This is a genomic window from Paraburkholderia sp. SECH4, from assembly GCF_030511745.1.
Lineage (GTDB): Bacteria > Pseudomonadota > Gammaproteobacteria > Burkholderiales > Burkholderiaceae > Paraburkholderia > Paraburkholderia madseniana.
The window spans coordinates 1-19,749 of record NZ_JALOCP010000016.1 but is presented as its reverse complement, the minus strand read 5'-3'; the positions used below and the strand labels follow the sequence as shown (position 1 = coordinate 19,749).

Annotated in this window: 13 protein-coding genes; 6 read left to right on the top strand and 7 right to left on the bottom strand. The window is 61.8% G+C overall.

Features of this window, described 5'->3' with window-relative positions:
* Positions 1-43: 43 nt before the first annotated feature.
* From M0D67_RS21450 to M0D67_RS21435, 4 genes are all read right to left on the bottom strand, one after another.
* Positions 44-1,183: a polysaccharide biosynthesis/export family protein gene (locus M0D67_RS21450; protein ID WP_171926920.1), complete on the bottom strand. Its 1,140-nt coding sequence runs from the start codon at positions 1,181-1,183 to the stop codon at positions 44-46.
* A gap of 73 nt (positions 1,184-1,256) precedes the next feature.
* The gene (locus M0D67_RS21445; RefSeq protein WP_266239576.1) at positions 1,257-2,642 is read right to left on the bottom strand and encodes an undecaprenyl-phosphate glucose phosphotransferase; all 1,386 of its coding nucleotides are present in this window, start codon (positions 2,640-2,642) and stop codon (positions 1,257-1,259) included.
* Between the two features lie 56 nt (positions 2,643-2,698).
* The gene (locus M0D67_RS21440) at positions 2,699-4,288 is read right to left on the bottom strand and encodes a sugar phosphate nucleotidyltransferase (protein ID WP_266239575.1); all 1,590 of its coding nucleotides are present in this window, start codon (positions 4,286-4,288) and stop codon (positions 2,699-2,701) included.
* 102 nt (positions 4,289-4,390) lie between these two features.
* Positions 4,391-5,377 (bottom strand): helix-turn-helix domain-containing protein, encoded by a 987-nt coding sequence (locus M0D67_RS21435; RefSeq protein ID WP_266239630.1) that lies wholly within the window; start codon positions 5,375-5,377, stop codon positions 4,391-4,393.
* Positions 5,378-6,187: 810 nt separating this feature from the next.
* On the opposite strand from M0D67_RS21435, the gene M0D67_RS21430 reads away from it, so the two are divergent.
* The 4 genes from M0D67_RS21430 (at position 6,188) to M0D67_RS21415 (ending at position 11,904) form a co-directional block, all read left to right on the top strand.
* Positions 6,188-8,494, top strand: a complete 2,307-nt coding sequence (locus M0D67_RS21430; RefSeq protein ID WP_266239574.1) for a hypothetical protein — start codon at positions 6,188-6,190, stop codon at positions 8,492-8,494.
* A gap of 200 nt (positions 8,495-8,694) precedes the next feature.
* Complete coding sequence (locus M0D67_RS21425) at positions 8,695-8,841, top strand: hypothetical protein (RefSeq protein WP_266239573.1); 147 nt, start codon at positions 8,695-8,697, stop codon at positions 8,839-8,841.
* A 67-nt stretch (positions 8,842-8,908) separates the two neighbouring features.
* On the top strand, positions 8,909-9,361 hold the full coding sequence (locus M0D67_RS21420; RefSeq protein ID WP_171926916.1) for a GDP-mannose mannosyl hydrolase: 453 nt from the start codon (positions 8,909-8,911) through the stop codon (positions 9,359-9,361).
* 152 nt (positions 9,362-9,513) lie between these two features.
* Positions 9,514-11,904, top strand: a complete 2,391-nt coding sequence (locus M0D67_RS21415; protein ID WP_266239572.1) for a PIG-L family deacetylase — start codon at positions 9,514-9,516, stop codon at positions 11,902-11,904.
* Between the two features lie 25 nt (positions 11,905-11,929).
* On the opposite strand, the gene M0D67_RS21410 is transcribed toward M0D67_RS21415, so the two are convergent.
* On the bottom strand, positions 11,930-13,015 hold the full coding sequence (locus tag M0D67_RS21410; protein ID WP_266239571.1) for a glycosyltransferase family 4 protein: 1,086 nt from the start codon (positions 13,013-13,015) through the stop codon (positions 11,930-11,932).
* 853 nt (positions 13,016-13,868) lie between these two features.
* On the opposite strand from M0D67_RS21410, the gene M0D67_RS21405 reads away from it, so the two are divergent.
* Positions 13,869-15,806 carry a hypothetical protein gene (locus tag M0D67_RS21405; RefSeq protein ID WP_171926914.1) on the top strand — a complete coding sequence of 646 codons (1,938 nt, stop codon included), beginning with the start codon at positions 13,869-13,871 and terminating at the stop codon, positions 15,804-15,806.
* A gap of 127 nt (positions 15,807-15,933) precedes the next feature.
* Here the strand turns inward: M0D67_RS21405 and M0D67_RS21400 are convergent, their stop codons facing one another.
* Positions 15,934-17,472 (bottom strand): amino acid permease, encoded by a 1,539-nt coding sequence (locus tag M0D67_RS21400; protein ID WP_154559523.1) that lies wholly within the window; start codon positions 17,470-17,472, stop codon positions 15,934-15,936.
* Between the two features lie 68 nt (positions 17,473-17,540).
* Positions 17,541-18,317, bottom strand: coding sequence for an SDR family NAD(P)-dependent oxidoreductase (locus M0D67_RS21395; protein WP_154559524.1), 777 nt, complete (start codon positions 18,315-18,317; stop codon positions 17,541-17,543).
* Between the two features lie 393 nt (positions 18,318-18,710).
* On the opposite strand from M0D67_RS21395, the gene M0D67_RS21390 reads away from it, so the two are divergent.
* Positions 18,711-19,625: a helix-turn-helix domain-containing protein gene (locus M0D67_RS21390; protein WP_302273500.1), complete on the top strand. Its 915-nt coding sequence runs from the start codon at positions 18,711-18,713 to the stop codon at positions 19,623-19,625.
* Positions 19,626-19,749: the final 124 nt, after the last annotated feature.

Below are 19,749 nucleotides of genomic sequence, written 5' to 3'. Positions count from 1 at the left end.
CACCCAACAAAGCCCGGCGGTTCAAGGTCACGTTGCACGGTTGTTATTTCGCAAGAACGGCACCCGTTACAGCCGCATTGATCGCCGGCAGCAGCAGGTTCAGCACACGGTTGAAGCGGACCAGTCCGCCTTGACCGACATACACGACGTCCTTCGGTTGAAGCTCGAACTGATTGGCGAGGATCATGGACACCGGCGAGGTCGCATCGAGGTGGTAGACCTGCGGTGCTTCGCTGGTCGAATTGCGGATCACGAACAACTGTCTGGCCGCCGCCGTGTTCGAGTCGAAGCTGCCGCTGTCGGAAATGGCCTGCGAAAGCGTCAGCGTGCCGTTACGCATCGGCAGGATGGTCGCCGGCTTGTTGACCTCGCCCATCACATACACGCCGCTGTCTTCGCGCGAAGCCACCCGCACGATGTCGCCGGCCTGGAGGTAGATGTCCGACGGATTGCGGCCGCGCTTGATCAGGTCGTCCACGTTGAGCGGGTACGTCACGCCGTTGCGGATCAGCTCAACGCGGCTGCGATCCGCATTTGCGCTGAAGCCGCCGCCCTGGTTGATCACGCTCGTCAACGACAACGGAATGTCCGTGACCGACTGCGCGCCAGGGGTGCGTACTTCACCGTCGACATAGACCTGCGCGTTCCGGAACGAGGCCACCCGCACCGTCACCTCAGGCTTCTGATACACGTTGCTCAGGCGCTTGTGCAGCTCCTTCTGGATCGCCCCGACGTCTTTGCCGGCCACGTGCACCGTGCCCGCATACGGAAACTGCACGTCGCCGTTTTCGTCGATCAGAAAACCGGGCGCGGCATCCGTCGTTTTCGCGTTCTGCGCGGGCTGGCCCAGCGCGGCGGCGAGTTCCGGGTGATCCCACACAACGATCTGCAGCACGTCGCCCGGGCCGACCTTGTATGCGGTCGGTTTGCCGAACAGCGCGGTCGTCTCCGGCGGCAGCGTCGCGGACGTCCGCGTCGTGTTCATCTTGCGCAGCAGCGCGAGGTTGATATCGGTAATCGGAATCTGCTGTTGCTGCGATGCTTCCGTGCTGTAGTCCCCACCCGTGTCCTGAACCGCGGCTGGGGTAATCATCTGTTGACCCGGTACGATTCCGCATCCGGAAAGCAGTGCTGTAACTGTGAAAATCACGAGACTTCCCGTGCGTATGCCAAGCGAGCTCATGGTGTTTCCTCCTTGCGCCAGGGACTGTCCTCGGGGGAGGTAGAGCCCAGCGTGCTTGTTAACTACTTAGTACTCAGTAGGCGTTTCGATGCGCCAGTCCGGCAACGATCGTCGCGCCGATAATCCGCATGTCGAGTGCGAACGACCAATGCCCCAGGTAGTACAGGTCATGTTCGACGCGACGCTCCATCTTCTCGATGCGGTCGGTTTCGCCACGAAAGCCGTTGATCTGCGCCCAGCCTGTAATGCCCGGCTTGATCCGATAGCGATTGATGTAGCCGGCGACCACTTTCTGATAGAGATCGTCGTGCTCGAGTGCATGGGGACGCGGTCCGACGACCGACATGTCGCCACGCAACACGTTGAAGAATTGCGGCAGCTCGTCGAGGCTTGTGCGGCGTAGAAATGCGCCGACGCGCGTAACGCGCGGATCGTCGCGCGTCGCCTGTTTGAGCGTGCCCTTCGGCTCGTGATGCAGTCGCATCGAGCGGAATTTGTAGATCGTGAATACGCGGCCGTCCGCGCCTTTACGCTTCTGCTTGAAGAGAACCGGGCCGCGCGACGAGAGCTTCACCGCGATCGCAATGGCGAGCAGGATCGGTGCGAGGCCGATCAACGCCGTGGCGGCGAACAGGCGGTCGAAGATTTCCTTCTTCAACATCGAACTTGCCGACAGCGGCGAGGCGACCAGGTTGATTGCCGGCACGCCGAGCAGATCGATCACGCCGCTGCCATCGAACAACGCAATGCTGCGTACGTCCGGCATGAAGCGGATATTCACCAGATCGTCGCGAAACTCGCTGATCAGCTTGCAGATCAGGGGCTCTTCGGCGAGCGACAACATCAGCCAAAGCTCGTGCACGTCGTTGGTGCGAATGTAGTCGGCAAGCGCATCCACCGTCTCGCAGACAGGAACCCGCGTGCTGGTCACAGCAGACACGTCAGGGCGCGTGTTGTAGACGGCCGTCGCGCGAAAGCCTGTGCCGGGCGCCGAATCGATCCTGCGGATGATCGCGTCGCACTGCGAGCCGCTGCCGACGATCGCGACCTGATGCAGATTCAGACCGGCACTGCGCGCACGCGCCAGCACCGCATGCGTGATCAGCCGGTAAGCGATCAGCAGGCCGCCCGTCACCGCGGTCCAATACGAGAACCACAGCCGCGAGACGAAGTCGATGCGGTGCAGCGAATACATCAGCACCAGCGCACTGCCCTGCACCATCAACCACGCGAGCGACACCTGCCCGGCCAGCGAGAGCTTGGAGCGGCCGCGCCATGATTCATACACGCCGAACGCTGGAAAGATGGCCAGCGCAAAGGCGGCGGAAAACATCACGAGCGCCCAATAGAACCCGGATTGAGCGAGGTAATCGAAGCGAATCTGCGACGCCACCGCCGCACCCACTAGTACCAACGCGACATCGAAAACTCGCGCGAGCAAATCCTGAAACTTGCGCATTTTGCTTACCTCGTTCTTGCCGTTCGTTCTTTTCCGCACATGATTCCGGGGCGCTGTTAGGAGCAGCGGCCGTAGTTGTCGTTGAACCTCACAATGTCGTCTTCACCGAGATAGGTGCCTGACTGGATTTCAATGATTTCGAGCGGTACTTTCCCCGGGTTTTCGAGCCGGTGACGTGTACCGAGCGGAATGTAGGTCGATTCGTTTTCGCTCAGCAGGAACTGCTCTTCGCCGCGCGTGACGAGCGCCGTGCCGCGCACGACGACCCAGTGTTCGGCACGGTGGTGATGCAGTTGCAGCGAAAGCTTCGCGCCCGGCGTGACGACGATGCGCTTCACCTGGAAGCGTTCGCCGTGGTCGATGGAATCGTAGAAACCCCACGGGCGCCGCACCTTGCGATGCGCATCGGCCTCGGGTGCGTGTTGCGCCTTGATGCGCGACACCAGGCCCTTGACGTCCTGCACATGCGAGCGGTCGACCACCAGCACGGCGTCGGCCGTTTCGACGACCACGACATTGGTCGTGCCGACACAGGCGACGAGCCGGCCTTCGGAATGGGCATAACTCGACACCGCGCCTTCGAACGTCACGCGGCCGCGCCCGGCGTTGCCGTTGGCGTCCTTATCCATTGCAGCCCAGACGGCGTCCCAGGAACCGAGATCCGACCAGCCCGCATCGAGCCGCACGACGACGCCGGACGGATTCGCGCTGGACTCCTGCGGGTCGGTGACGTGGGTCGCGGCCGTTTCATCCGTGACGCTCGCGTCACTCGCATCGTCCACGTCCGTGAGACGCTCCATCACGGCATAGTCGATCGAGTCAGCGGGCGAACTCAGGAAAGCGTCCACCAGCGGACGGAAATACGCGCCTTCGGTGCGGCCGTTCGCGAATGCGCGTTCGCAGGCCGCGTGCATCTCAGGCTGCAGACGTTTCAGCGTATCGAGCCACACACGTGCCCGCACGACGAAGATCCCGGCGTTCCACCAATACGTGCCCGCAGCGACGTACTGCGCGGCAATTTCCTCGGCGGGCTTCTCGACAAAGCCGTCGATCGCATGACCGCCGTCGGGCAATTCCGCGCCGATGCGGATATAGCCGAAGCCCGTATCGGGGCGCGTGGGCGGCACGCCCAGCGTGGCGATCGAGCCCCGTTCCGCGTACCTGGCCGCACGTTCCAGCGCGCCTTGCAACGCAGGCACATCCGCAATCGAATGGTCGGCCGGCATCACGATGAGAATCGCGTCGTTGCCGTCCGCGCACGCGAGCGACGCCGCGAGCGTCAACGCCGGCGCCGTATCGCGCCGCGCAGGCTCGACGATCAGACGCGCGTCCACGCCGTTTTCCAGAAGCTGCTCGGAGATCACAAACCGGTGTTCTTCGCCGCACACGATGATCGGCGACACGTCCACGTTCCATCCGGCGGGAAAGCCGTCCATACGCCGCGCGGTCGCCTGCAGCAACGAGTCGGAACCGACCACGTCGATCAGTTGCTTCGGATAGTTTTCGCGCGACACCGGCCACAGCCGAGTGCCCGAGCCACCCGCAAGAATGACCGGGACGATGCGCGCGCAATGCGCACCGGCGGTCCCGGCACTGGCGCCGTCCGGGTTCGCCGACGCAGCGCTCACAAATCCCTTAGTCAACATATTCGGAATCCTTATAATTCTTTGAGATCAAGGAAATACTTACCGAAGCACGGTACGAAACGACTGCGTGTTGGGCGCGCTCAGCGCGGTTCGCGGCGCGCGCTATCCGCCGACCATGCGGCGGCTTTGAATCCGGAACTCAGTCGGGGAAATCCTCATCCGCTTGCGGAAGACCTTCGCGAGGCGGTCACCGTTACCCATGCCGGTGCGCCGGGCAATCTTGTCCACCGGCAATTCCGACTCGGTCAGCAGGCTGCAGGTCACCGCAAGGCGCTCATGCAACAGGAAACTGGAGGGCGTGATGCCCATTTCCATCTTGAAGCGGCGCAGGAAGTTGCGCTCGCTCATCGCGGCGAACTGAGCCGCATCGGCAATCGAAATCGATTGCTGGCAATTCTCTTGCAGCCAGCGGGCCGCCGCGCGCACTTTGTCGCCGGGGCTCAAACCGCCGTCTTCACCAAGCAGCGGTGCGAGGTTCGAGCACGAATCGGCAAGCAGACGCTCGGCCACCGTGCGGGCGGTCGCGCCGCCGAGATCGCGCTTGATCATGGCGAGCGCGCTTCTCATCGATTCAAGCCGGTCACCCGCATCGCCGTTCTGTTCGGACTGGCGCGAAGACATCGACTGCGGCTGGTGCAATTCGCCGCTTTCCTTGATGTCCGGCACATACGCTGCCTCGAGCAGCGCGCGCCCTTCCGCGATCGGCCGGATCATGCCGGTGTTGCGGCGCACGCGCCGTAACCAGGCGATCAGCCGCTCGTCGCCGGCTGCGGCGAAAGCGCCTTTGCCACCGGCTACATACAACGCGTCGAAGCCGCCGTAATGCCGCGCGTCGAGCCCGTCGGTCCAGACCCGCAGTGCCGATGACGAGGTCACCATGCCGCCGTCGGCCGACAGGAAGGAAACGTCATACAACCAGCCACCCGAGCCGGACGATGCCAGTTCGTTGGCAGCCTGAAACACCTCGGCAACCACGCCCGCGCCCTGCAGCGAGCAGTCGTTGAACATCAGGATTGCGATGCGACGCATACCTTTGTTCGGTGCGTGCACCCAGCGCAGCATTGCAGACTCGAGACTCGCGCAGGTCATAGTCATCCTCTCAACAGAATACGGATCTACTTTTCAACCTTGAACGCCTACACAGACGAATGTTCTGTGCAGTGCATCATAGTCATCCCCAATCAAGCATTTAGCCGCCATGACCGAAAGTGCAGACATGTTGGCGTTTCGATCTGGTGGCCAGCCAGTGATTTTCGGAACAAGCACTCCACTACTATTTTTCCAATGAATTAAAAGCCGATTCTGCATATGAATGAATTCACATTCTGCGAATCTTAATGCTAATTTAATGTGATTTTTTGTGCGTTGACGCACATACAATCGCTACTCGAAATGCTTGAGTTGCAATTTGATCCGCCCAACATTTCGCGGATTTGAAGTGACTTCTTTCCATCACGTCGTCAGAATGAGCGCAGCCGCCTTGCTTGCACCACTCATTGCTCTTACCAGATGCCCGATGAGGTTTCTTCTGACGATATATTCGGTCAGCGGAGACATGTAAAGCAGGTTCTAATATAAGCACTTTTCGAGAGACAAAATTATTTAATTCGCTGTTATAGGATCTGGAGAATATAAACACGACGATTAATGTTTCAAACGTGAAACACTGCAATAAGACAACTTTAGCCCGCCCGGCAATAGACGGGCCAATGGCGGATTCTGTCGGATGAGAGCCGGTATGTTTCCGCCATCGAATTGCGGAAATAGCCTATGCGGTTTCCGCAACACATTGCGACACGAGGTAACCTGAGGCGGGTATGGCCTGGTCAACTAGCCATCCGGTGACGCCTTATCGTTGGAACATGCCGGAACCTATGCGTCGAACGACACGGGGAACACATGTCTGATGTATGCGAATATCGCGCGCTGCAACCACGCTTCGGCGCCTGTGCCGCCCATGCGTTAGTGCTGCGCGTTGCCGCCTGGGCGGCGGTGTTTATCCTGCTGGGCATCGTGGCCTCCTCGTGTAGTGCGGCAGCGGCTTCAGCCGGTCCTGACAGCGCAAGCAATGCCGATCTGACGGTCGACGGCAGAAAGTGGACAGCATGCGCGGCGGAATATGGAACCTGCCGGTTCAGCGGTACGCGCGACGTGCTGTACGGCACGGTCGAGCAACATGTCATCAAGACGTTCACGACCAGCGCCGATTGCAATAACGGTGTGTTCGGCGATCCTGCACCCGGTGTGGAGAAGCGCTGCGCGGTTGCGGTCACTGCGGCTGATTCGAGTACGGCGGCCAAGGCCGAGGCCGCGGTCTCGGCGCAAAAAGACGCAGCGCCCGCCGCCGCGACGGAATCTGCAGCCACGGTGCCCACTTCATTGAAGGCGCCGCCCGGGCAGGGTCTGCGCTGCGCCACGCCCGCCTCGCAGGTGCGCGCTGCCGCAAACGGCGATCTGCTGGAAGCGGACACGCCGAGCGACGGCACGCGCCTGTTCGCAGCGGACAAACCTTTCGCGCTCGTCTTCACGACACGACCTACGCAAAACGACACGCTCAACTGGCAGATCCGCGATAGCTGGAATGCCGTGCGGGCCAGCGGCCGCTTCCCCGTTGCGGCGGGCGCCACGCTGTCGACCCTCAGTTGCGCCTCGTCCGTTGCCGGCTACTTCGCCGTTTCCGCTTCGCTGGAACGCGCACCCGGCCAGCTCGAATCGCGCGGCACACGTCCTGCAGGGATCGCCACTTTCGGCGTACTGCCTGACACCTCCACTGCCTTACCCGCCGTACGCTTTCCGTATGAAGATCTGCATCGATTCGGCGGACAGGGCACCGCCTACCTGGCGCCTCTACAGCATTGTTGCGACGGCGACGGCTATCGCCCGGCCTATACCGCGCTCGGCCTTTCGTGGGCGAACGACAATCGCAACTGGTATATGGAAGAGCCAAAAAACGCGGGCACGTTCGATCCCGCGAGCAAGCAGTTGCTTCCCTACTTCCGGCGCGGCGACATCATGCGTCTGATCCAGCTCGACGGTATTCCTCAGTGGGTAAGTCCGACCGGCAAGGAGACGCACAGCTATGCGCCGACCTCGCTCGCGCAAATGAAGGACTACATGGCCAAAGTCGGCACCGAGTCCAACCGCACGCGGATGACCTACTTCCCCAAACAGCGCGACAACTACTATCAGGTGACGTGGGAACCGGACGCCGACGGCGGCCTGCCGTGGCGCGATACCGACGCGAATTTCGTCGCGATGTACAAGGCCGTCTGGGAGGGCATTCATCAGACGGACCCGCATGCCGTGGTGATGGGTGTGACGTATGCCTCGGTGCAAGTCAATGTCGAGAAGATGCGCCGTCTCGGTCCACTCGGGATCGGCCGCTATATGGATGGCATGATCATTCACGGCTATTACGACATCGGCACGACACCGTCGCACCCTCCCGAGCGCGTCGCCGACCCAGGCAACCAGGGCACCGTGCCGGGCGCGCTTCCCGCCGCAATGCGCGCGCTGCGTCACGAGTTGCGTCAATACCTGAAACCCGGTGCGCCGCTGTTCGTCACGGAAACCGGCATCAGCTACGACATTGGTGCTGCGTATGGCAAGAACTATCCGGGCTCAAACGTGCTGTATGCGCAAGCCGCGGTCGTGGCGCGCACGCATCTCATCCTGCTCGGCGAAGGCGCGGACATGACCTACGTGTTCTACCTCGCGGACATGCCGGACGCCGCGCCCGGCTATGGTGTTTTCTTCGAACTCGATCATCCGAATGGCGCCTACGGCGCCGCTCGCATCAGCCCCAAACCTGCCGCCCTCGCGGTGGCGGCGATGACGCGGATCATCGACGGAACGGATACGCTCGGGCCCCTCAAAGGTCTGCCCAAAGGCGTCTACGCGTACGCGTTCCGCCGGCTCGGCGGCGGCAAGGTCGTGACGGCGCTGTGGACGCATGACAACGACGCGTGGAATGCCAAAACCGGCTTCAGCGCGAGCCAGAGCGCGGACTATCTTCTGCGTGTCGACGCGCCCGGCACGTCGGGCGAAGTGACCGTGTTCGACATGATGGGCAACCCATCGAGCTTGCCGTATCGCGACGGTGTCGCGAGCCTCAAGCTGTCGCCGACGCCTATCTATGTGGTGTCCGCCAACGCCGGCGTGTTCAAGGACGCGGTCACGACTCCGGAGGGTTACGTGCCTCGCTAGATGTGCCGCGCGGGGTGCGGGGTGCGGGGTGCGGGGTGCGGGGTGCGCGTAGCGGCCGCCGTGGATCCTTCGATACGCAACGCTTGCTGTCGAGACGCGACGATACTTCGGCGTGAAGTGACAGGGCAGGTCGTTTCTTACACCCGTAAAATCCAGACGGAGACTACGTCGCATGCATATCAACGCGCTGGAGCCGAGAAATGAACGGCCTCGCATGGACAATGCTGGTGCTGGCCGGGATGGTCGGGGCGTTTCTCTTCGCCACGATCGGCGCGATTCTGGTCGCACTGCTGCTGGCGAATGTCTCAAACCGTCTCACCCGGGATGATGAACACCATGGCGACTAATAGCGCTTTCAGCATCGCCACACGATCACCACGCGTTCAACGCGACGCGCGCCCTGCAGGAGATGGAATGCTGACCGAGATCGATTTCCTGGACGTGGTGCGTCTGACGCCGCTGGTCGCGATCGATCTGATCGTCAGCGACGCCGAGGGCCGCGTGTTGATCGGCCACCGGCGCAATCGCCCTGCCCGCGGCACATGGTTCGTTCCCGGCGGGCGCATTCATAAGGACGAAACGCTCGACGCAGCGTTCACCCGCATTGCCGACGCCGAATTGGGCATCGGCAAGCTGAAGCGCTCGACCGCACGCTTCGAGGGCGTTTTCGAGCACCACTACAAAGACAATTTCGCCGCCGAGCCTGACGTGTCGACGCACTACATCGTGCTCGCCTATGCGCTGCAGTTCACCAGCACCATCTCGGTCGGCCGGCTCGACCAGCACAGCGACTATCTCTGGCTAGCACCTTCGGAGCTGCTTGCACGCGCCGATGTTCACGAGAACACCAAGGCTTACTTCCGTTAGCGGCAGAGTTAGGGCCACCGCTCGCGCCAACAGCCCCGCCATCCGCACGATCCATTGCCGGCACGCAAAGTGCTGCCTACTGTGAGTTCGCCAACGTGGCGGCCCACGCCGGTACAGTATGATCGAGCTCACCGTCAGGGTTCGAATCAAACATGCGATCATCGGCAGCCAGGCTCGTTCGCGATTCATCCATTGTTTTTCTAGCGCTACTTTTTTTCACTCTCTTTTCCGGTGCGGCGCGCGCGGCAGATTGCGGCGCCGGGACGCTGGTCACGGTCGTCGCCCACCTCGATGACGATCTGCTCTTTGTGGACCCCGCCATCAGCGAACGGCTCGACGCCGGCTGGTGCATCACCACGGTACATCTGATCGGCGGCGCCAACGGTGCGGATTTCGCTTACGTGCAGACCCGCGAGCGGGCCTCGCGGCTCGCGTATGCGCGCATGGCGGGGGTGCCTGACGAATGGATCGAAACGAATATTCCGATCGCCGGCAAGCTCGTGCATCAAATGGTGCTGAAGGCGAAGCCGCAAGTGCGTCTGCTCGAATTCCGCCTGCCCGGCGGCGCCGTGCGCGGCGGCCGCGAACCGCTCGGCCTCCTGTGGGAACAGCACGCCACGCTTTCCACCTATCCGATGAATGCCGACGGTTCCGTGCGTGTGCAATACGATCGGGCCTCGCTGTCGGCCACACTGAAAGTGATACTCGCCGGGGCGTCGCAGATTTACACGCTCAATCCGGACACCGTACCGTTTCTCGAGCATCCCGATCACATCTACGCAGCGCGCATCACGCGTCACGTCGCCCAGACGCTGAATAAAAGCGTGCCGATCGAATACCACATCACCTATCCGACCGGCGACTGGCCCGGCAATGTGCCGGCGGCTGAGGTTCAGCGCAAGCGCGACATCGTCGCCAGCTATTTTTCTGTCGACGGTAGCGAGTTTTCGCACGTATTCGGCGAGTTTCAGTGGGACGGTAACTGGGTCGCGCGCCGCTATGCCTTCGCCGACCGCAGCGATCGCCGCATCGCGGATTTCCAATCGCATCCCATTCAGCTCTTCAACGCAGCGGCGAGCCGTTGTCTAACTTCCGCAGGCAGCGGCCAGGCGCCGACACTCGCCGCGTGCACAGGCTCATCCACGCAACAATGGCGCTGGGATCCTGTGACTGTCTATCCCGGCAATCCGCGCAACGCCGCGCTCGTCAGCGTCGCGACTTCGCAATGCATCGCCGAACGCGACGGCTATCTGATCTCCGAAACCTGCGATCAATGGGACATGGCGCAGCGCTGGACGCCGTGGGACTTCGGCCTCGTCTACACGCCGCTGCGGCACTGTCTTGGCGAAAACGACGGCAAACTCACCATGCGCGGCTGCACTCTGCTCACCACACGCTACCGTTGGGCGACCACGCAACGCACTCAGGCGACCGATTTACGGCTCGCAACCGCGATGGTCGGCGACATCGGCGGCACGGGGGAGCAAGCCGCGGTCTATGTGCAGCGACAACACGACGGACCCGGCTTCAACGTGTACGCGGCGTCGCTCGTGAAAGCGTCGCCCCCCGCCCTCTGGTACGCCGGCACTGTCCCTTTCGATCCTCGCGCCACGGCGCCCAGTTGCGCGGATGACAAGCTGTGTTTCGATAGCGCGCGCTTCCTGCTCGGCGATTTCGACGGCGACGGCAAGGCGGACCTGATGGTCATCACCGCGCGCCAGGGTGGCACCGCGTTCTGGTTGCTCCGCAGCACAAGCGAGCGCTTCGAGGCCCCACGTCTCTGGCTTCAGACCAGCCGTGAGTTCAGGCCTGCGTTGACGCAACAATATGTGGCGGCGGACTTCGGCGGAACTGGACGTGCCGGCGTGCTGATCGCACAGAAACGCGCCGATAGCGGGCTCGACCTCTGGATGGCGTCTTCCACGGGCTCAGCGGGCTCAGTGGCCTCAGCGCCGACGCTCATGGCACAAGCAAAAAACCTGCGGCAAAACGCCAATCTTCTGCCAGTCCAGACGGCAGGATCACGCGCGTCACTGGTCGCGGTGGAGGGTGCGGACGGCCGGCTCGCGCTCACGCCAATCGCCAACGACGGCACGCGCATGACCGTCGGCGAACGCAAGCTATTGCCGGCGAGTTTCCAGCCCGACTTCGTCAAAGTGACGGTCGGGGCCGTGCACGGCAAAGCGAGCAATACGCTGATTCTTCTGACACCGCATCTCGACGGAACGAACGAGGACGCGGTCGTCGACATTGCCACGCTCGACACAGCGGATGCAAACGCCGTGCCGGTCCAGGCGGCGGCCTTGCGCGGCATGTCGTGGTCGGATGTCTTTCCGGCTTTCGTGCGTGACAAGCGCAATGCGGCACTCGTGCTCTATCGAAGAACCGACGCGACGCTCGGCGATTTCTATTTCACCGGCGGCGCACCGGCGCTGACGCGCTATCCGGTAGGCGATGGTTTCGCCCTGGGCCCGGCCGAGGATCTCGGCGAACTGCCGGGGCTGTTCTCGGAGACGGTGCGGATCGACCGGTTGACGCAGTAGCGCGAGCCGATCGACCCGACGCGGTTCAGGTCGAAACGCGCAGCGGCTGAACGAACTGCCGCGCGATCGTCATGTAGCGGTCTGCCGTGTCGCACAATGTGTATCCCGCCAGTTGCCGGTTCGCTCGCGGCATGTCGAGCGCCTTGAGCAATGCGCGGCCATAGGCCTCCGGATCGGCCGTGTCGACGAGATTGACGCCGGCAAATCCGCTGGCGAAGCCGAACGACGGAATCCGGCTCGCCACGACAGGAATACCCGAGGCGAGCGCCTCCAGAAAGCCAATGCTCTGCGCTTCGAAACGCGAAGGCATGGCAAAGACACGCGAGGAGCGAAGAATCGCGGCGACATCCAGGCGCGGCCCGCATACCGTCACGCGGCTGTCCAGGCCAAGCTGATGAACCAGCGACACCACCGCCTCGTAATAGGGGATCTCCTCGATGACTCCGCACAGCAGCAGGCGCGCTTCAGGCTCGCTCTGCACGACACGCTCGAACGCGCGAATCGTGTCCAACTGGCTCTTCCCTTCTATATAGCGGCCTAGCTGAACAATCTGCTTCGCAGGCACTGAGATATCCGGCGCGGATGGGTTGTTGTCTTCGGCGAACAGCGACGCGTCCACGCCATTCGGGATCACAACCATCGCCGGATGCTTGCCGATCTCTCGCAGGTAGTCGTCGATATTTTTCTGCGACACGCCGATGATCGCTCTCGCCCGCCGTGACAGCAGGCGCTCGGCCTGCTTGAGCGCGCCGTTCTCGAAGTCGTTGACGCCGGAGTGCATCACCCAGGCGATCGGTGTGTGCACGGGCAGAAGCCGGACATAGAGTGCGGCGAGCGTGGCATGCGCCACGATGAAGTCGGGGCGGAACTGGCGTACCACGCGATACAGGTGCAGCAATTTGCCCACCCTGCCGTGGGGGCTGCTCGGGAACAGACAGGTGACACCCGCGGCTTCCAGCTCGGCACGAATGCCGACGAAATCGTCCTGCTGGGGAAGCAGCGACGTAATACAGACCTCATGGCCGCCGCGCTGATGCTGAATCGCGAGCCCCTTTACAAGTACTTCCGCCCCGGATAGTCGCGGTGCGTGAACCAACTGAAGAATTCTCACGATTTATCTCTCTGGATAACCGCCTTTTTTGCGCAGCGGATGGACAAGCCGAGCAGCAAGTACCGGTCCCGAAAAAATGTCGGCATCCATCGTCGTTTATCTGGCGCGTCCCTTTCGCGGGACGCAGCCTCGTCTCCGTAAAACAGCGACAGTTCCGCCGCGAAGTCACTATCGCGAGGAAACGTTACACCGAAGGCCCAGCACTTTTCCGCCATCTCCAAGACTCAATCGGCTATGGAATGAGGGCTATCACCCATTTCTCCGCGGTTTATCCCGATTCGTATAGTTAGGCATCCGTTCCAAATCTTTTCGACCCCACTTTCACATGGCGGATAAAGACTGATCCCCTCATACCTATTTTTTGATGCGATCACTGCAATTAGTACTGCATCAATGTTCATACGTAACGACTCGTTACTTCTTTTAAACATACTAATGCGTATTGTTGCTGTCGATTCTTCCCATCAGAGCCTTTCTTGCTTACAGGACAGTAAAAAGTTCATCGAATGGCGCGATGGACTCAAGCACTTCGATGTGGATTGCGCTGTTCCTCAAGACGTTCGTTGTTTTCGTCACACCTTCCCCGGTCGTCCGATTCCGCCAGATCCGCCATGACGAGTGGCATGGATTCGTACGATAAGAATTTCTCTGCAGAGAAATGCGTTCGGGGCCGACAACCCGGGAAGGCATCACACCTTCGCGCGAACGAATGGTTTGCGCATCCAGGACGGCCAGTGTCGAAGCCTCGGTTATCGGCTGGCTTGCAATTGAACCCCGATGTTCGTTCCGTCTCCCAACGCGCTTTGCGCGAAGAGCCCAACGAATGTTCAGAAAACGCATTGGTTAGAGATTGATGAAATCACAACTACTCCTACTCTCGACACTTTCTCTCGCGCTAGCGGGCTGCGGTGGTGGCGGCGGCGGTAACGGCGCCAGCAACAACGCGACAACCCAGCTCAACGGCTCGTCCAACTCGACGGCGGCCGGCAACAGCAGCACCGGCGGCACCGCCACGGTGAACGGCGCGGGCAACACCGTCGCGACACTCAGTTGCACGTCGCCGGCCGTCTCGGCGGGCTCCGGCAGCGCCACCATTTCCGCCGACACGCCCAGCGCGGATGGCACACGCATCTTCGCTTCCGGCAGCGCGTTCCAGCTCGCCTTCAGCACCAACGTACCGAACGCCGACACGCTGAACTGGGCCGTCACGGACACCATCGGTCGAGTGGCGGCGAGCGGCAGCACCGCCGTCCCGAGCGGTTCGAAGACCATCACGCTCAACTGCACCTCGACGCTCGCCGGCTATTTCGCCGCAACGGGCACGCTGGCGCAGAACGGCGGTCAACTGCCACAGGCCGGCACGCGCCCGGTCGGCATCGCGACCTTCGGTGTGCTGCCGAACCTGTCCCAGGTCGTGCCTGCGGTCACCTACGCGCATCAGGAACAGCACCGTTTCGGCATGCAGGGCGCGAACGACAACGGCGCCCTGCTGGCCGACCTCGGCATCTCGTCGACGATCGACGACCGCCAGCTCTCGACGATGGAACCGAACGGAGCGAACACTTTCAATCCGTCAGCGAACAATCTCGATCCGTTCTACAAGACCGGCAACGTGATGCGCCTGATCCGTCTTGACGGCATCCCTGCCTGGGCGAGCAGCACCGGTGCGTTCCAGGACGACACGAGCGTGCCGAGCAGCCTTTCGTATTACCAGAGCTACATGAGCCGCGTCGGCACGGAATCGAGCGCGATTCGCGCGGCGTACTTCCCGACCCAGTCGGCGAACTACTATCAGGTGACGTGGGAGCCCAACCAGTTCTGGACCGACACCGACGCCAACTTCATCGCGCTGTATCAGTCCGTCTATCAAGGCATCCATTCGACCGATTCGAGCGCGGTGGTGATGGGCCCGGCCGACGCGTTCCCGAGCCTGACCACGACGCGTCTGAAGCGCCTCGCGCCGCTCGGCTTCGGCAAATACATCGACGCGGTGTCAACGCACGGCTACTACGACGCGGGCACTTCGCCGTCGCATCCGCCGGAGCGCTACGACAGTGACCCGTCGACCGCCTCAGGTTCGCTGCGCGGCCAGATGCGCGCTCTGCGCTCTGAAATGGCCACCGACTACCGTCCGGGCATGAAGCTGTTCTCGACGGAAGCCGGCATCAGCTACGACCTCGGCACCTCGTACGGTCCGAACTATCCGAGCGCGAACGTGCTGTACGCGCAAGCGGCGGTCGCGGCACGCATGCACATCATCACGCTGGGTGAAGGCGCGGATCAGACCTACGTGTTCTACGGTGCGGACTATCCGGGCGAAGTCGGCTACGGCACGTTCTTCGACCTGAACGACGCGCAAGGCGCATTCGGCGCGACGAACATCAGTCCGAAGCCGGTTGCGATGGCGATCAGCGCGATGACGCACACGCTCGATGGCACGCACACGCTCGGAGCGGTGAACGGCACGCCGACCGGCGTCTACGCCTACGCGTTCCAGCAGGTGGGCAACGGCGCGGTGATCACCGCCTTGTGGGCGCACAACAATAGCGTGTGGGACGCCAGCGTCGGCTTCAGCTCGACCTATAGCGTGCCGTATAGCCTCACGGTGGATGCGCCGGGCACGAGCGGCACGGTGAAGGTGGTCGACATGATGGGCAATGCGTCGAGCGCAAATTACAGCAACGGTACGCTCACGCTCAACCTGACCGAATCGCCGGTGTATGTGGTGTCGAACAACGCGTCGGTTGCCAAATCCAACGCGACGGTGCCGGTGGGATACGTCGGTATCTAATTAGCAACTGCCACATCATGCGGTAGATGTAATAAAAACGTCAGCCGGCTTCAGGGCCGGCTGACGTTATTTTTTCAGACATGGGTAGCGGCGTCTGGCCGCGCACTCGCAGAGCTTCAGCCTTCCTTCAGCTTTCCCCCAGTCGCCCCTCCATCCCGCTCAACTCCTGCTCGCGCTCCTTCGACACCTTGCCGATCGGCGGGCCCGCAAAGCTCTTGCGCACACCCGCGCCGTACCAGATCGCCAGCAGTATCGCGAGCAAACCGACAATCACGTACACCACTTTCTGGTTAGGCGGCTGCATGCCGACATAGGCGAGCACGAGTGCGCCGAACACCGCTGCAACAGCGAATGGCTTCGACAGCATGCCCAACTGGAACGGCCCTTTTTCCTTCCACGTGCGCCCTTCGGCGAAAATACCGGCTGCAATCGGCATAGCGTAAGAGATGAACAGGAACACCGCGCTCCCCGCGCTCAGCACCGTGAACGCATCACCGTACAACGTCACCACGATCGCCAGCACTGCCGAGGTCCAGATCGCAGCGCCCGGCGTGCGGTGTGCCGCATTCACCTTGCGCAGCCACTTCGAGCCGGGCAAGCCACCGTCGCGGGCAAACGCGAACATCATGCGCGAGGTCGACGTAACGGCTGCGAGGCCGCATACGTAGTTGATGAAGAACATCAGCAATTCGATCAGGATGCGCAGCGGTCCCGGAATCGGTGCAAGAATCGCTTCGAAGAATCCGGTGCCCTGCTTCACCCCCGCAGTGATATCCGGCATCACCAGCACGAACGCGCACACCATCACGTAGCCGAAGGTGGTCGACCAGAACACGGAGCCAACGATGCCGCGCGGCACATTGCGCGCCGCCTGATGCGTCTCCTCCGAGGTATGCGCGGAAGCGTCGAAGCCCGTGATCGTATAAGCGGTCAGCAGCAGGCCGGACAGAAACGCCATGGCGATGGTTTGCTTGGGCCATGCGCCGCCATCGATACCCGTGAAGTTGGTGAACGTATAGAGCCGCGACAGATCGATCTTGACCGGCGAATACACCAGCAGGGACACCACCAGCATGACCGTCACCACGAAGATCAGATAACCCGACAGGTCCGTGATCTTGCTGGTGATGCGAATGCCGCGATGATTCAGGAATGCTTGCGAAGCGGTGATCACGGTCAGAAAGAGCGTCTGCTGCCACCAGCCGAGCGAATCCGGACTCACACCGAACATCGGCGCGATCAGCGTGCGAAAGAACGGATCATAGGTACCGTAGTTGATCGCGGCGACGACGAACACGAGACCGAGCAGATTCAGCCACGCGGTGAGCCAGCCCCACATTTTGCCGCCGAGAATCGAACTCCAGTGATAGAGGCCGCCTGCTGTCGGATACGACGATGCGATCTGCGCCATCGCCGCCGCCACGACCAACGCGAACAGCGAGCCGAGCGGCCAGCCGAGTCCGATCGACGCCCCGCCCGCCGCCGACAAGCCCATCTGGAACGACGTGATGCCGCCCGACAGAATGCAGATCAGCGAGAACGACACCGCGAAGTTCGAGAACGCCCCCATGCGCCGGGACAGTTCCTGCGCGTAGCCCATCTTGTGCAACAGCTTGACGTCGTTGTCGGCGGGGTCCGCCGACGGCACGGCCGTGTTGATGTCCATGACGCGATCCTTTGAACAGGGTTATGACGAAGCGGCAAACTGGCGTGACCGCGCGACGAAGGACCGGCTCACGCAGCCGTAAAGCAGTTATCCACGTACAGGTGTGCGCCGTTGACGAAACTGGCGTCGTCGCTGGCGAGAAAGAGCGCGGCGCGTGCGACTTCTTCCGGCGCGCACAGACGGCCCTGCTGCACCGACAGCGCCGCTTCGCTCGCATCGAAGCCATACTTCGCGAGCGCGCTGATTTCGCGACGCCCATGCGGCGTATCGATGAAACCGGGGCATACGGCGTTGCAGCGAATGCCACGGTCGCGATACTCGACGGCAATCGAACGCGCGAACATGGCGCATGCGCCTTTGGTCGTGCAGTACAGCACTTCGAGCGGCGTGGCCGCGACCGACGAGATCGACGCGGTGCACACGATCGATCCGCCGCCCGCGGCGAGCATGTGCGGCAGCACCGCGCGGGTCATCATGAACATGCTTTTCACGTTGACGTTCATGAGCCAGTCGTAGTCTTCGTCGGTGGTATCGACGAACGGTTTTACGACGATGCTGCCGGCGTGGTTGAACAGCACGTCGATACGGCCGAAGCGCGCCATGATGTTTGCCACGGCGGCGTCCACGGCTGCGCGCTTCGATACATCGGCGGCAAACAGTTCGGCTGTGCCGCCTGCCGCGCGAATTCGCGTCACGAGTTCCTCGCCCGCATCGGTATTGATATCGACTACGGCGACCTGCGCGCCCTCCTGCGCGAACAGCAGCGACGCCGCGCCGCCCGCGCCGGTCGCGCCGCCTGACACGATTGCGATCTTGCCTTCCAGCCTGCCTGCCGATCTGCTCATGCGTGACTCCCGTTCCAGTGTCCAGTGCGTTGTGTTGCATTGCGTTGTGCACAAAGTAGGGGCGGCAAAAAGCGGCGACTATCCAAAATTGGCAAAAACGTAAAAATCCCGTAAAAATCCGGATTTCTGACAAATTCATTACATCTGAACCTGAATGCTTGCCGTATCTGGCGGTCGCCGTGTTCGTGATCTGCGCGGACATGGCGCAGGAAGCCGCATGAGCGGCCCGGATGGGTCGCTCCAACACTGCGACGTAAATTTTTTTTCGCATACACTGACCGGCACGAGGCTTTTCGGGGAGCGCCAGTAGAATCGGGAGAAGCTATGCAGCCGGTCAATCAGACAAGCAGCGCCGTCGAGATTCGCTGTTGCCGGAACATCGACGAGCAGGCGATGTTGCTCGACGCGTGGAACCAAAGCTATTGCCAGATTTCGCGCGGCGCCTTCGACGGCTCGGTGAGTTCGTTCGCCGCGGGCGGCGTGCGGGTGTTGGTGGAGCGGCTGAACCGCACGGTCTATCAGCGCGGCCAGGTGGCGCGGTCCAAGCTCGCCGTGGGCATTCCATTTCAACTCGAAGGGCATGCGCTGCTGTGCGGGCAGACGAGTCACCGTGACGGCCTGCATGTGTTTTCCGGCGATGGCGGGTTTGAGTTTTTATCGCCCGACACGCATCTGGTGGTGAATCTGGAGATCGAGCCTGGCGCGATTGGCGATCGTTTACTGCGCTCGCAGCTCGATGAAATTGGGTTGCGGCTGGGCGCGAGGCCTGGCGTATTGAATGTCGATCCTGTCCGCTTGCAGGGCTTTCGCGAGGTGCTGAAGCAATTGCTTGACGCCGTGGCTGCGACGCCGACGTTGCTCGATGATGGCGGCGTGGCGGCGGCGTTCGAGAAGTCGGTGATATTTGGTCTTGGCGAGGTATTGCAAGGAGTGCGGGATGCGGATCCACATGGGAATGTCGAAGCGCGTACCGCGCGGAACTGGCAACTTGTGCGCAGCGTTCGTGAGCTGGTGGAAGAGTCGCCGGATTGCCCGCTGTCAGTGGCCGAGCTATGTGCTCGGTTTCGCGCGAGTCGGCGCACTTTGCAGTATGCGTTTGAGGATACGCTTGGGGTGAATCCTTCAGCGTATATACGGGCTGTTCGGCTCGATCACGTGCGGCGTGAGTTGCGAGGTTCTGCTTCGGTGACTGAAGTCGCTACGCGGTGGGGGTTTTGGCATTTTGGGAATTTCTCGAACGAGTATCGGGGGCAGTTTGAGGAATTGCCGTCGGAGACCTGGCGGCGCAGTAGGGGGCGTGCGGGTTGAAAATGGCGTTTTTTTGCCTGTGCGGCGCTTTTTGTCAGTGGTCCTAGGGTGTTGGCCTTTCCTTGATCTGGCTTTAGGGAAGGTCTGCACAACCCGTTTCCTGCACGTCGCGCGGTTTGCTGCC

Coding starts and splice junctions, on each gene's coding strand:
- M0D67_RS21450 (WP_171926920.1), bottom strand. CDS start 1,183: ATGAGCTCGCTTGGCATACGCACGGGAAGTCTCGTGATTTTCACAGTT.
- M0D67_RS21445 (WP_266239576.1), bottom strand. CDS start 2,642: ATGCGCAAGTTTCAGGATTTGCTCGCGCGAGTTTTCGATGTCGCGTTG.
- M0D67_RS21440 (WP_266239575.1), bottom strand. CDS start 4,288: ATGTTGACTAAGGGATTTGTGAGCGCTGCGTCGGCGAACCCGGACGGC.
- M0D67_RS21435 (WP_266239630.1), bottom strand. CDS start 5,377: ATGACCTGCGCGAGTCTCGAGTCTGCAATGCTGCGCTGGGTGCACGCA.
- M0D67_RS21430 (WP_266239574.1), top strand. CDS start 6,188: ATGTCTGATGTATGCGAATATCGCGCGCTGCAACCACGCTTCGGCGCC.
- M0D67_RS21425 (WP_266239573.1), top strand. CDS start 8,695: ATGAACGGCCTCGCATGGACAATGCTGGTGCTGGCCGGGATGGTCGGG.
- M0D67_RS21420 (WP_171926916.1), top strand. CDS start 8,909: ATGCTGACCGAGATCGATTTCCTGGACGTGGTGCGTCTGACGCCGCTG.
- M0D67_RS21415 (WP_266239572.1), top strand. CDS start 9,514: ATGCGATCATCGGCAGCCAGGCTCGTTCGCGATTCATCCATTGTTTTT.
- M0D67_RS21405 (WP_171926914.1), top strand. CDS start 13,869: ATGAAATCACAACTACTCCTACTCTCGACACTTTCTCTCGCGCTAGCG.
- M0D67_RS21400 (WP_154559523.1), bottom strand. CDS start 17,472: ATGGACATCAACACGGCCGTGCCGTCGGCGGACCCCGCCGACAACGAC.
- M0D67_RS21395 (WP_154559524.1), bottom strand. CDS start 18,317: ATGAGCAGATCGGCAGGCAGGCTGGAAGGCAAGATCGCAATCGTGTCA.
- M0D67_RS21390 (WP_302273500.1), top strand. CDS start 18,711: ATGTTGCTCGACGCGTGGAACCAAAGCTATTGCCAGATTTCGCGCGGC.